A 12,838-nucleotide genomic window follows, 5' to 3' on the forward strand; every position below is an offset into this window, starting at 1 on the left:
CTAGTTCCCGATCACTTCGCGGAGTTCGGAGCGCAACTGCGGAGTGAGCGCGTGCCCGACGTTCTCCACGAGGCGGGTCATCTGGTAGGCGACGATCTTCATGTCGGCCGTGGGCGCGCTGAGCACCGCCAGGCACGAGCCGTCGCTGATCGACATCACGAACAGGTGGCCGTGCTGCATCCGCACGATGAGCTGCTCGCACTCCCCCTTGGCGAACAGCTTGGCCCCGCCCACCGCCAGGCTGTGCATGCCGCTGGCGATGGCGGCCAACTGCTCGGCGTGCTCCTCGGGGAAGTCGCGCGATGAGGTGAGCACCAGGCCGTCGGAGGACACGACGACCGCGTGGTCCACGCCCGGGACGTCGTTGACGAAGTTGGAGATCAGCCAGGCGAAGTTCTCTGCGGTGACGCTCATCTGGTCGTTCATGGCAGTTCCAGCCCCTTGCTAGGCGGATGGGTGACGAGGTCGGCACCGGCGCGGCCGAAGGGGCGGCGCCGCGGCGTGCGGTGTCGGTCGGAGGGTCGGAGCACGCTCACTCCGCGCGGTTGGTGTCGCGGGTGGCGGCGCGCTCGCCCTGGATGAATCCGTCGAGGTCGTCGCGGATGCGCTCGGCTCGGTCGCGGCCCCGGTCGCCGCCGCCCGCCGGGGGCGGAGGGTCCTGGGCCGGGGTGGGCAGCACCCGCAGCGGCGAGGCGTGGGCGGCGCTGCGGCGGGGCAGCCCGGCCGCGGTGACGGCGGAGGTGCCGCCGCTGCGGCGCGGCCCGCCGGGCGGGGGCGCGCCGTGGGCCGCCGGCTGGGGGGCCAGCGCGGGCATCATCCGCGAGGGTCCGGGCACCACGGGCTCGGGCCGGGGGCCGTAGGCCGTGATCAGGTTCGCGGGGATGACCGTGTAGGCGTTGAGGCCGCGGAAGGCCCGCGACTCAAGCTGCACCCGCAGGCCGTGGCGGTGGGCGATCCGGCTGGCCACGTACAGGCCCATGTGCCGGATGACGCGCTTGTCCAGCACCGGGGTGCCGGCCAGGCGGTTGTTGAGGTCGGCGAGCTGCTCGGGCGGGATGCCGATGCCCTCGTCCTCGACCACCAGCAGCAGCCCGCCGTCGGCCATGAGCTGGCCGCTGATGACCACCTGGGAGTGGTCGGGCGAGTGGTTGGTGGCGTTGTCGAGGAGTTCGGCCAGCAGGTGGCTGATGTCGTCGGCGGCCTCGCCGGCGACGTACTTCTCGGGCAGCCGGCCCAGGTGCACCCGGCTGTAGTTCTTGATCTCGGAGGTGGCGGCGCGGGCGACGTCCAGCAGCGCGACCGGCTCCACGCCGGAGTCGTCGCTCTCCTGGTCGGCCAGCACCAGCAGGTTCTCGCCGTTGCGGCGCATGCGCGTGGCGAGGTTGTCGATCTCGAACAGCTTGGCCAGCAGGTCGGGGTCCTCGGTGGAGTCCTCCAGCGCGCCGACGATGTCGAGCAGGGACTCCACCATGGTGAGGTCGCGGACCGCCAGCCCGGCCAGGGCGTCGGTGAGCAGGGCGGGGTCGGGGTCGTGCCCGGAGGCGGGCGGCGGCGCGGCCCCGGCGGCGTGGCGGCCCGAGGGCGCCCCCGACACGTAGGCGGCGCCGGCGTGGGCGCCGTTGTAGACGCTGTAGGCGGGCGCGCCGCGGCCGGGCGCCACCGCGCGGTGCCCCGCCTGCGGGTGGGCGGGGGGTGCGGGGGACGGCGCCGGCGCCGGCGGGGCCGGGGCGATGGCGGCGCGCGGCGCGGGCTGAGCGGGCGGGGGTTCGGGCGCGCGGCCGAACCCGAGCACGCGCAGCAGTCTGCGGAACGGCCCCGGCCGCGCGGACCGGGAATCGTCGGTTGTCGTCACGGCCGGGGTGCGGCCGTCTCGACCTGGCGGTGAGGGCGACTGCGCCACAACACGCCTCCTCAGAATCTGGTGGGGGGACATTTCACTTCCGCGCTCGGTGCGGAGGGACAATCCCGGCGCACGCGAGCGCCACGGGCATTGCGACCGGCCGCCCGGCGAGCGGCCGGCGACAGGCGGAAACGCCGCCGAAAACGCGCGGCGGCACGCGTGGCCGCCGGCGGGAACAGCCCTCCGATCAGCCCAGATAATCGCACGGACAGGGCGGCTTTGCAGTAGAACCGTTAATGATCAACCGATTCATCGGCGAGCCTAGCAAAGGACGGGGAACCACTCAGGAAGTTCGCAAAATACGATTGAGTTCACCGGAAAGCGCCGTATGGGGTGAATGACCTTGACCCCGACCGGTTCGCACCCATGGTCCCGAATACGAAACTCGGGACGACCGGGCGCACGGCACCGCGGTGATCGTTTCCCGCCGGAATTCATAAAGTACTAAGTTGTTTAGTGCGTTCGGCGCGCGCGGCACTCGGAGGCGGCGAAGAAACGCAAATGCCGCATCGGCCTGCGGAGGGGGCGTTTCCGGCGCGCGGCGCGACCGCCGCCCGGCCGCTCCCCCGGCCGCGCCGACGGCATCGGCGCCGAGAGGCCGGGCGTCGGGCGCGGCCGGAGCGAATCCGAAAACGAGGTCGCCCGGCCGCGCGGCGGTGAGAGCGGGACCGCCCGGCGTGCGCGGCGGTCCCGAGTCAGCCGCGAGTCGGTCCGGGGTCAGTCCCGGACGGCGGCGGTGGAGCCGCGCACCACCAACTCGGGTGCGAAGCGCAGGCGCTCGTGGCGGTGGTCGGCGTCGTTCAGCTCCGACAGCAGCAGCCGCATGGCCGCCGCCCCCAGGTCGTACTTGGGCTGGGCCACCGTGGTCAGCCCGGGGTGCACCAGCCCGGCCGTGGCGACGTCGTCGTAGCCCACCACCGACAGGTCGCCCGGCGCGCTCAGGCCGCGCTCGCCCAGCCCCTTGAGCACGCCCAGGGCCAACTGGTCGTTGGAGCAGAACACCGCCTGGGGCCGCTTGCGCGGTCCGCCCGCCAGCACCTCCTCGACCGCCTTCTCGCCGCACTCGGCGTTGAGCTGCTCTGCCTCCACGACCCGCACGGCCGCATCGGGGTCCAGCCCCGACTCCGCCAGCGCCGCGCGCAGCCCGGCCAGGCGGGTGCGGCACTGCTCCAGGTCGGCCGGGCCGCTGAGGTAGGTGACGCGCTCGTGGCCGAGGTTGACCAGGTGGCGGCCCGCCGCCAGGCCGCCGGCGTGGTTGTCCACGGCCACGCTGCACGCGATGTCGGCCGAGACGTCGCCGCGGTCCAGCAGCACGCCGGGCACGCCCTGCTTGCGCAGCCACAGCAGGTCGGCGGTGTCGCCGTCGACCGGCATCACCACCGCCCCGGCGGCGCGCTGCTCGGCCAGCAGCCGGATGGCGCGGCGCTGGCGCCCGGCCTGCTCGGCGGAGTTGAGCAGCACCACGGCCAGGCCCGCCTCGCCGGCGGTGTCCTCGACCCCGCGCGCGACCTCGGCGAAGAACGGGTTGGTGACGTCGAGGACGAGGAGCCCCACGGAGTCGCTGCGCCCGGCGCGCAGGCTGCGGCCCGAGGAGTTGCGCACGTAGTCCAACTCCTCGACCGCGCGCTCCACCCGGCGCCGGGTGGCCTCGGCGACGCGCTCGGGGCGGTTGAGCACGTTGGAGACGGTTCCGGGCGACACCCCGGCGCGCGCGGCGACGTCGTTGATGCCCACGGGACGCTTGACTTCGGACGAGGACAACGCAGGTGCTCCGAGGGGGTCGGTCGGCTCCGGGCCGCTCATGCTCTCACAGGTCGATTAAAACGTGTCAATGCCTTGCCCGGAAACCTACTCCTCCGCCGGGGGCGGCGCCACCGGGCGGCCGGATCCGGCACCCACGGTCACACTGCGGGCACAGCGGCGCAATCCAGGCGCAACCCCCTTGACACGCGATCTGTGACCCACCTAACGTCCTCGTCCATTGAAACGTTTTTCCAGCCGCCGCGCACCGCGGCCCTGAATCCTGAAGGGGGACGCCGTGGACCATCACCCACCATCGGCTCCTCCGCTCCTGTCGCTGGTCGGCGTGGGCAAGTCCTTCGGGACCGTGCGCGCGCTCCAGGACGTCTCGCTGGAGCTGCGCGCGGGAGAGATCCACGCGCTCTGCGGAGAGAACGGGGCGGGCAAGTCCACCTTGGTGAAAACGATCGCCGGTGTGCACCGGCCCGACACCGGCCACGTCGAGGTCGACGGCGCGCGCACGGAGTTCGCCGCCCCCGCCGACGCCCAGCGCGCCGGTGTGGCGGTGATCTACCAGGAGCCCACGCTCTTCCCCGACCTGTCGGTGGCCGAGAACATCTTCATGGGCCGCCAGCCGCTGCGGACCGGGCGGCGCATCGACCGGCCGGCCATGCGCCGGGCCACCGAGGCCCTGTTCGAGCGCCTGGGCGTGCGCATCGACCCCGACCGCCCGGCGCGCGGGCTGTCCATCGCCGACCAGCAACTGGTGGAGATCGCCAAGGCGATGTCGTTCGACGCCCGCGTGCTGGTGATGGACGAGCCCACGGCGGCGCTGTCGGGCGTGGAGGTCGAGCGGCTGTTCGCGGTGGCGCGCTCGCTGCGCGACGCCGGCGCGGCGGTGCTGTTCATCTCCCACCGCTTCGACGAGGTGTTCGCGCTGTGCGACCGCATCACGGTGATGCGCGACGGCCGCTACATCTCCACCGACCCCGCCGCCGACCTCACCGTGGCGGCGGTGGTGCGCCGCATGGTGGGCCGCGACGTCGCCACGCTGTTCCCCAAGCAGGAGGTCGAGCCCGGCGAGACCGTGCTGGAGGTCGAGGGCCTGACCCGCGCCGGCGTGTTCGCCGACGTGTCGTTCACGGTGCGCGCCGGTGAGATCGTGGCGCTGGCCGGGCTGGTGGGCGCCGGCCGCAGCGAGGTCGTGCGGGCGGTCTTCGGCATCGACCGCTACGACTCCGGCCGGGTGCGGGTGGGCGGCCGGGCGCTGCCCCAGGGCCGGCCCGCCGCCGCCATGGCGGCCGGGGTGGCGCTGGTGCCCGAGGACCGCCGCCAGCAGGGCCTGGTGATGGAGCTGTCCATCGAGCGCAACGCCACGCTGACCCGGCGCTGGCCGCTGAGCCGCATGGGGCTGCTGCGCCGCCGCGACGAGGAGCGGGCCACCGCCGTGTGGGCCGAGCGGCTGCGCCTGAAGGCGGGCCGGTTCACCGACGCGGTGTCCACGCTCTCGGGCGGCAACCAGCAGAAGGTGGTGCTGGCCAAGTGGCTGGCCACCGAGCCGCGCCTGCTGATCGTGGACGAGCCCACGCGCGGCATCGACGTCGGCACCAAGGCCGAGGTGCACCGGCTGCTGTCGGAGCTGGCCGGGCAGGGCATCGCGGTGCTCATGGTCTCCAGCGAACTCCCCGAGGTGCTGGGGATGGCCGACCGGGTGCTGGTGATGCACGAGGGCCGCGTCAGCGCCGAACTGGACCGCGCCCAGGCCGACGAGGAGTCGGTCATGTACGCGGCCACGGGGCAGAAGGGCAGGGCCGCGTGAGCACCACCCGCAACCCCGACTCCACCGGGTCCCCCGGAACCGCCGCCGCCACCGGCTCCCCCGCCGGGGCCGCCGCGACCGCCCCGCGCCCGCGCGGCGGCGGCGACGCCCGCGCCGGGCGGCGCGTGCGCCAGGTCCGCGAGCTGGGGATCCTGCTGGCGCTGGTGCTGCTGATCGCGGTCACCACGGCGGTCAACCCGGGCTTCCTGGCCGCCCAGAGCGTGCGCGACCTGCTGCTGGGCGCCACCCTGCTGACGATCCTGGCGGTGGGCCAGTCGCTGGTCCTCATCACCCGCAACGTCGACCTGTCGGTGGGCTCGGTCATGGGCCTGTCGGCATTCGCCGTGGGCACCCTGTTCGTGGCCTTCCCCGGCCTGCCCACGCCGGTGGCGGCGCTGGCGGGCGTGGCCGTGGGCACGGTGTGCGGCGTGGTCAACGGCGTGCTGGTGGCCGCGGCCCGGGTGCCGGCGCTGGTGGTCACCCTGGGCACCCTCTACATGTTCCGCGGCATCGACTTCTGGTGGGCCTCGGGCCGCCAGATCAACGCCGCCGACATGCCCGACGGCTTCCTCGGCCTGGGCCGGGTGACGCTGCTGGGGGTGCCGCTGCCGGCCGTGGTGGCGCTGCTGGTGGTGCTGGCCGCCGGCTGGTACCTGCGCAACTACCGCAGCGGGCGCGAGCTGTACGCGGTGGGCTCCGAGCCCCAGGCCGCGCGGCTGAGCGGCATCCCGGTGGACCGCCGGGTGTTCGCGCCCTTCGTCGTCAACGGGGCGCTGGCGGGCCTGGCCGGCGTGCTCTACGCGGCCCGGTTCGGCACCCTCGACGCCACGGTGGGCACCGGCATGGAGCTGGAGGTCGTGGCCGCCGCGGTGGTGGGCGGCGTGGCGATCTTCGGCGGCAGCGGCACGGTCTACGGCGCGGCGCTGGGCGCGCTGCTGCTGTCGACCATCGACGCGGCGCTGCCCATGCTGCGCGTCGACTCCTTCTGGCAGCAGGCGGTGGTGGGCCTGCTGATCCTCGTCTCGATCGGACTGGACCGGCTGCTGGCCGTTCGCACGGCGCGCCGGCTCCGAGGAGGTGGTTCCCGTGGGGCCTGAGGTGGGCACCGCCCCCAAGGCGGCGGCGTCGCCGGGCGCCGACACCCGTTCGGCGCTGCGGCGCCTGGCGGGCACGCGCGAGACCTCGGTCATCGGCGCCCTGGTGGTGGCGGTGCTGGCGGCCTCGCTGCTGGTCGAGGGGTTCGCCTCCGGCCGCAACGCCGGGTTCCTGATCCTGGACATCGCCACGATCGCGCTGATCGCGCTGCCGATGACGCTGATCGTCATCACCGGCGAGATCGATCTGAGCGTGGCCAGCACGCTGGGCCTGACCAGCGCGGTCATGGGCCAGTTGTGGGTGATGGGCCTGCCGCTGGAGACCATCGTGCCGCTGTGCGTGCTGCTGGGCGTGGTGCTGGGCGCCGTCAACGGCCTGCTGGTGACGGTGGCGGGGCTGCCCTCGCTGGCGGTCACCATCGGCACCATGGCGATGTACCGGGGCCTGGCCTACGTGGTGCTGGGCGACCGGGCCGTGGCCGACTTCCCCTTCGAGTGGACCGGCGGCGCCACGGCGCGCCTGCCCGGCACCGACCTGCCGTGGGTGGTGCTGCTCATCGCGGTGCTGGCGGTGGTGTTCGGCGTGGTGCTGCACGCCACGCCGGTGGGCCGGTCGCTGTTCGCCATCGGCAGCAACGACGAGGCGACCCGCTTCTCGGGCATCTCGGTGGCCTGGACCAAGCTGTGGCTGTTCGTGGCCTCGGGCGCGGTGGCGGGCCTGGCCGGGGTGTTCTGGACGCTCCAGTACGGCAGCGCCCGCGCCGACAACGCCTTCGGCCTGGAGCTGTCGGTGGTGGCGGCGGTGCTGCTGGGCGGGGTGTCGATCTTCGGCGGCAAGGGCGCGCTGCCCGGTGTGCTGGCGGGCGTGCTGCTGCTGGGCGTCATCCGCAACGCGCTGAGCCTGGCCGACGTGTCCTCCGACGTGCTCTCCATCGTCACCGGTGTGCTGCTGGTGGTCTCGGTGGTGCTGCCCACCACGATCACCCGGCTGCGCGAGCGCCGTCCCCGACCGGCGCCCTCGTGAGGGGCGGGCCGCCTCCCGGCCGCGCCCCCTCCCCCCTCCCCCGCTGTCCCCTGATCCCCTTCGTATGAGGTGAACCCCATGATGAGAAAGCGCATCCGCTACGGTGTGACCGCCGCGGCCCTGGCCGGGGTCATGCTGGCCGCCACCGCCTGCGGCGGCACCACCCGCGGCGACGACTCCGGCGAGGGCTCGGGCGGCGGCGCCCAGGGCGAGGCCGACCCCGACGCCGAGATCCCCGAGGGCCTGGCCATCAGCTTCCTGCCCAAGCAGCTCAACAACCCCTACATGACCTACGCCAACTCCGGCGGCCAGGAGGCCGTTGAGGAGCTGGCGGGGGAGTTCAAGGAGGTCGGCCCCTCCGAGGCCAACGCCTCCTCCCAGGTCAGCTACATCAACACGCTCAGCCAGCAGGGCAGCGACGCCATCGTGATCGCCGCCAACGACCCCGACGCGGTGTGCGGTGCGCTCAACCAGGCGCGCCAGGCCGGCAGCGTGGTGGTGTCCTACGACTCCGACACCAACCCCGACTGCCGCGACGTGTTCATCAACCAGGCCACGGCCGAGGAGATCGCGCGCGTCCAGGTCGAGATGGTCGCCGAGCAGATCGGCGGCGAGGGCGAGATCGCGTTCCTGTCGGCCACCCCCAACGCCACCAACCAGAACACCTGGCTGGAGCTGATGGAGGAGGAGCTGGCCAAGGACGAGTACGCCGACATCGAGGTCGTGGACACCGTCTACGGCAACGACGACGACCAGAAGTCGTTCAACGAGATGCAGGCGCTGCTCCAGTCCCACCCCGACCTGGCCGGTGTGGTGGCCCCCACCACGGTGGGCCTGGCAGCCGCCGCCCGCTACCTGAGCGGGTCGGACTACAAGGGCGAGGTCGTGCTGACCGGCCTGGGCACCCCCAACCAGATGCAGGAGTACGTCGAGGACGGCACCGTCGAGGAGTTCGCCCTGTGGGACCCCAAGGACATGGGCTACCTCGCGGGCTACGCGGCGGCGTCGCTGTCGGCCGGGCGGATCACCGGCGCCGAGGGCGAGACCTTCGAGGCCGGCCGGCTGGGCGACTACGAGATCGGCGCCAACGGCGAGGTCGTGCTGGGCCCGCCCACGGTTTTCAACGCCGACAACATCGACGAGTACGACTTCTGACCGGCGGCGGGCGGGGGGCGGGCGCCCCCCCCCCCCCCCCCCCCCCCCCGGGCCCCCCCGGGGGGGGGGGGGGGGGGGGGCCCCCCCCCCCCCCCGCCCCCGCCGCCGTGCCCCACCCCATCCCCCTGCCTTTCATCCCCCTGCCTTCGCTTCTGTGACCCCTGGTGATACCTGTGCGCCCGCGCGGGCGCGGAGAGGACGGCGACGGGTATGCGGCGCGTCTGCTTCCTGCTGAAGGTCCGGCCCGAGCGGCTGGCGGAGTACCGCGAGCGCCACGCGGACGTGTGGCCGGAGATGCTGGCCGCGCTGCGCGAGGCGGGCTGGCGCAACTACTCGCTGTTCGCCCGCGAGGACGGCCTGCTCGTGGGCTACCTGGAGACCGAGGACTTCGCGGCGGCGCAGGAGGCGATGGCGCGCACCGAGGTCAACGCCCGCTGGCAGGCGGAGATGGCGCCGTTCTTCGAGGGGCTGGACGGCCGGCCCGACGAGGGCATGGTGCCGCTGGCCGAGGTCTTCCACCTGGACTGACGGACCCGCGCCGCCCCACCACCGCTTACGTGTAGAAGGAGCCTTCCCACATGACCGACCTTGGCGCCGTCAAGTCCGCGCTGCGGCAGCAGGCCATCGAGCTTCCGTCGTGGGCGTTCGCCAACAGCGGCACCCGGTTCAAGGTGTTCGCGCAGAAGGGGGTGCCGCGCACACCCCAGGAGAAGATCGCCGACGCCGCCCAGGTGCACGCCTACACCGGCATCGCGCCCAGCGTGGCGCTGCACATCCCCTGGGACGCGGTGGAGGACTACGCGGCGCTGGCCGCCTACGCCGCCGAGCAGGGCGTGCGCGTGGGCACGATCAACGCCAACGTGTTCCAGGACGACGACTACCGGCTGGGCAGTGTCACCAACCCCGACCCGGCGGTGCGCCGCAAGGCGGTGGACCACCTGCTGGCCTGCGTGGACGTCATGGACGCCACCGGCAGCCGCGACCTCAAGCTGTGGTTCGCCGACGGCACCAACTACCCGGGCCAGGACGACATCCGCGCCCGCCAGGACCGGCTGGCCGAGGCGCTCGTGGCGGTGCGCGACCGGCTCGCGCCCCACCAGCGGATCCTGCTGGAGTACAAGCTGTTCGAGCCGGCGTTCTACACCACCGACGTGCCCGACTGGGGCACCGCCTACGCCCACTGCCTGAAGCTGGGCGAGCAGGCGCAGGTGGTCGTGGACACCGGCCACCACGCGCCGGGCACCAACATCGAGTTCATCGTGGCGTTCCTGCTGCGCGAGGGCAAGCTGGGCGGGTTCGACTTCAACTCCCGCTTCTACGCCGACGACGACCTGATGGTGGGCGCCGCCGACCCCTTCCAGCTCTTCCGGATCATGCACGAGGTGGTGCGCGGCGGCGGCTACGACCCCGCCGCCGGCATCGCGTTCATGCTCGACCAGTGCCACAACATCGAGGCGAAGATCCCCGGGCAGATCCGCTCGGTGCTCAACGCCCAGGAGGCCACCGCCAAGGCGCTGCTGGTGGACACCGCCGCGCTGGAGGCCGCGCAGCGGGCGGGCGACGTGCTGGGCGCCAACGCGGTGCTGATGGACGCCTACAACACCGACGTGCGCCCGCTGCTGGCCGAACTGCGCGCCGAGGACGGCCTGGACCCCGACCCCATGGCCGCGTTCGCGCGCTCGGGCTACCTGGAGCGGATCGCGGCCGAGCGGGTGGGCGGGCAGCAGGCCGGCTGGGGCGCCTGACACCCGCCGCGCGCCCGCGCGCACAGCCCACACCACACCCGAGACTCCGCCCGCGAGACGACACGAACGCCACGGCGGAGCCGGGCGGCCCGGTGGGCGGGCCGCCCGGGTCCGCCCCCACCACACACAGGGGATGAGATGACCGAGCCGACTTCCCATGGCCCCGACGCCGGCCATGGCCCCCACCCCCAGGTCGCGGCGCTGCTGGAGCGCTCGCACCGGCTGGGGTCCGACCCGCGCAACACCAACTACGCCGGGGGCAACGCCTCGGCCAAGGGCACCGCGACCGACCCGGTGACCGGCGAGCCGACCGAGCTGATGTGGGTGAAGGGTTCCGGCGGCGACCTGGGCACCCTCACCGAGGCGGGCCTGGCCGTGCTGCGGCTGGACCGGCTGCGCGCGCTGACCGGGGTCTACCCGGGCGTGGAGCGCGAGGACGAGATGGTCGCGGCGTTCGACTACTGCGCCCACGGCAAGGGCGGCGCCGCGCCCTCCATCGACACCGCGATGCACGGCCTGGTCGAGGCCGCCCACGTCGACCACCTGCACCCCGACTCCGGTATCGCGCTGGCGTGCGCGGCCGACGGCGAGAAGCTGACCGCCGAGTGCTTCGGCGGGCGCGTGGCCTGGGTGCCCTGGCGGCGCCCCGGCTTCCAGCTCGGTCTGGACATCGCCGCGATCAAGCGCGACAACCCCGAGGCGATCGGGGTCGTGCTGGGCGGGCACGGGATCACCGCCTGGGGCGACACCAGCGAGGAATGCGAGGCCAACTCGCTGGAGATCATCCGCACCGCCGAGGAGTTCATCGCCCGCCGCGGCGAGGGCCGCCCGCACCCCTTCGGCCCGGTCGTGGAGGGCTACGCCCCGCTGCCCGAGGCCGAGCGCCGTGCGCGCGCGGCGGCGCTGCTGCCGGTGGTGCGCGGCCTGGCCTCCACCGACCGGCCGCAGGTGGGCCACTACACCGACAGCGAGGCGGTGCTGGACTTCGTCTCCCGCGCCGAGCACCCGCGCCTGGCGGCGCTGGGGACCTCCTGCCCCGACCACTTCCTGCGCACCAAGGTGCGCCCGCTGGTGCTGGACGTGGCGCCCGACGCGCCGCTGGAGCGGGCGGTGGAGCGGCTGCGCGAGCTGCACGCGGCCTACCGCGAGGACTACCGCGCCTACTACGAGGCCCACGCCGAGCCCGACTCCCCCGCGATGCGCGGCGCCGACCCGGCGATCGTGCTGGTGCCGGGGGTGGGCATGTTCTCCTTCGGCGCCGACAAGCAGACCGCGCGCGTGGCCGGGGAGTTCTACGTCAACGCGATCAACGTGATGCGCGGCGCCGAGACGGTCTCCACCTACACCCCCATCCCCGAGTCGGAGAAGTTCCGCATCGAGTACTGGGCGCTGGAGGAGGCCAAGCTGCGCCGCCGGCCCAAGCCCAAGGCGCTGGCCACCCGGGTGGCGCTGGTGACGGGCGGCGGGTCGGGCATCGGCCGGGCCATCGCCCACCGGCTGGCGGCCGAGGGCGCCTGCGTGGTGGTGGCCGACCGCGACACCGAGGGCGCGGCCCGGGTGGCGGCCGAGATCACCGAGGCGGCCGGTGCGCGCGCGGGCGACGTCGCGGTTCCGGCGGCGGTGGACGTCACCGAGCCCGAGCAGGTGGCGGCGGCCGTGCGGGCGGCGGTGCTGGCGTTCGGCGGGGTGGACCTGGTGGTCAACAACGCCGGGCTGTCGATCTCCAAGCCGCTGCTGGAGACGACCGAGGCCGACTGGGACGTCCAGCACCGGGTGATGGCGCGCGGGTCGTTCCTGGTGGCGCGGGAGGCCGCGCGGGTGCTGGTGGACCAGGGCATGGGCGGCGACATCGTCTACATCGCCAGCAAGAACGGGGTGTTCGCCGGTCCCAACAACGTGGCTTACGGCGCGGCAAAGGCCGACCAGGCCCACCAGGTGCGGCTGCTGGCGGCCGAGCTGGGCGGGCACGGGATCCGGGTCAACGGCGTCAACCCCGACGGCGTGGTGCGGGGGTCGGGCATCTTCGCCGGGGGCTGGGGCGCCCAGCGCGCGGCGGTCTACGGGGTGCCCGAGGAGGAGCTGGGCGCGTTCTACGCCCAGCGGACCCTGCTCAAGCGCGAGGTCCTGCCCGAGCACGTGGCCAACGCGGTCTTCGCCCTGACCGGCGGGGAGCTGAGCCACACCACCGGCCTGCACATCCCGGTGGACGCGGGCGTGGCGGCGGCGTTCCTGCGCTGAGGCGCCTGAGGCCCTGAGGCGCGGCGCGCGGCGGCCGGACGGGGGTCCGGCCGCCGCGCGGCTCACGCCACCCCGAGACCCACCCCCCCACCACCCGAAACCAACCCGAGTAAGACCCTGGCC

Annotated in this window: 10 protein-coding genes; 7 read left to right on the forward strand and 3 right to left on the reverse strand. The window is 73.9% G+C overall.

All coding sequences use genetic code 11. The features are described from left to right. From LG943_RS05220 to LG943_RS05230, 3 genes are all read right to left on the reverse strand, one after another. Positions 1-426: a roadblock/LC7 domain-containing protein gene (locus tag LG943_RS05220; protein WP_270071030.1), complete on the reverse strand. Its 426-nt coding sequence runs from the start codon at positions 424-426 to the stop codon at positions 1-3. A 106-nt stretch (positions 427-532) separates the two neighbouring features. Continuing rightward, the gene (locus LG943_RS05225) at positions 533-1,852 is read right to left on the reverse strand and encodes a sensor histidine kinase (RefSeq protein ID WP_270071031.1); all 1,320 of its coding nucleotides are present in this window, start codon (positions 1,850-1,852) and stop codon (positions 533-535) included. A 765-nt stretch (positions 1,853-2,617) separates the two neighbouring features. After that, a complete protein-coding gene (locus tag LG943_RS05230; protein WP_408648547.1) occupies positions 2,618-3,703 on the reverse strand; it encodes a LacI family DNA-binding transcriptional regulator in 1,086 nt (361 codons plus the stop codon). 235 nt (positions 3,704-3,938) lie between these two features. Here LG943_RS05230 and LG943_RS05235 point away from each other — a divergent pair, with 235 nt between their 5' ends. The 7 genes from LG943_RS05235 to LG943_RS05265 all read left to right on the forward strand — a co-directional run bounded on the left by LG943_RS05235 (position 3,939) and on the right by LG943_RS05265 (position 12,715). Next, the gene (locus tag LG943_RS05235; RefSeq protein WP_408648548.1) at positions 3,939-5,459 is read left to right on the forward strand and encodes a sugar ABC transporter ATP-binding protein; all 1,521 of its coding nucleotides are present in this window, start codon (positions 3,939-3,941) and stop codon (positions 5,457-5,459) included. Next, entirely contained in the window at positions 5,456-6,556 is a 1,101-nt protein-coding gene (locus LG943_RS05240; protein ID WP_408648549.1) for an ABC transporter permease, read from the forward strand. Before LG943_RS05235 ends, LG943_RS05240 begins: the two co-directional genes overlap by 4 nt. Next, positions 6,546-7,577: an ABC transporter permease gene (locus tag LG943_RS05245; RefSeq protein WP_333486328.1), complete on the forward strand. Its 1,032-nt coding sequence runs from the start codon at positions 6,546-6,548 to the stop codon at positions 7,575-7,577. The genes LG943_RS05240 and LG943_RS05245 overlap by 11 nt, the downstream gene beginning before the upstream one ends. 78 nt (positions 7,578-7,655) lie before the next feature. After that, complete coding sequence (gene rhaS, locus LG943_RS05250; RefSeq protein ID WP_270071033.1) at positions 7,656-8,732, forward strand: rhamnose ABC transporter substrate-binding protein; 1,077 nt, start codon at positions 7,656-7,658, stop codon at positions 8,730-8,732. A 210-nt stretch (positions 8,733-8,942) separates the two neighbouring features. Beyond that, positions 8,943-9,260, forward strand: coding sequence for an L-rhamnose mutarotase (locus LG943_RS05255; protein ID WP_270071034.1), 318 nt, complete (start codon positions 8,943-8,945; stop codon positions 9,258-9,260). Positions 9,261-9,310: 50 nt separating this feature from the next. Continuing rightward, positions 9,311-10,477, forward strand: coding sequence for an L-rhamnose isomerase (gene rhaI / locus LG943_RS05260; RefSeq protein ID WP_270071035.1), 1,167 nt, complete (start codon positions 9,311-9,313; stop codon positions 10,475-10,477). Between the two features lie 138 nt (positions 10,478-10,615). Continuing rightward, entirely contained in the window at positions 10,616-12,715 is a 2,100-nt protein-coding gene (locus LG943_RS05265; protein ID WP_270071036.1) for a bifunctional aldolase/short-chain dehydrogenase, read from the forward strand. The last annotated feature ends 123 nt before the right edge of the window (positions 12,716-12,838 follow it).

It is taken from the genome of Streptomonospora mangrovi, from assembly GCF_027604915.1.
Lineage (GTDB): Bacteria > Actinomycetota > Actinomycetes > Streptosporangiales > Streptosporangiaceae > Streptomonospora > Streptomonospora mangrovi.

Coding starts and splice junctions, on each gene's coding strand:
- LG943_RS05220 (WP_270071030.1), bottom strand. CDS start 426: ATGAACGACCAGATGAGCGTCACCGCAGAGAACTTCGCCTGGCTGATC.
- LG943_RS05230 (WP_408648547.1), bottom strand. CDS start 3,703: ATGAGCGGCCCGGAGCCGACCGACCCCCTCGGAGCACCTGCGTTGTCC.
- rhaS (WP_270071033.1), top strand. CDS start 7,656: ATGATGAGAAAGCGCATCCGCTACGGTGTGACCGCCGCGGCCCTGGCC.
- LG943_RS05255 (WP_270071034.1), top strand. CDS start 8,943: ATGCGGCGCGTCTGCTTCCTGCTGAAGGTCCGGCCCGAGCGGCTGGCG.
- rhaI (WP_270071035.1), top strand. CDS start 9,311: ATGACCGACCTTGGCGCCGTCAAGTCCGCGCTGCGGCAGCAGGCCATC.
- LG943_RS05265 (WP_270071036.1), top strand. CDS start 10,616: ATGACCGAGCCGACTTCCCATGGCCCCGACGCCGGCCATGGCCCCCAC.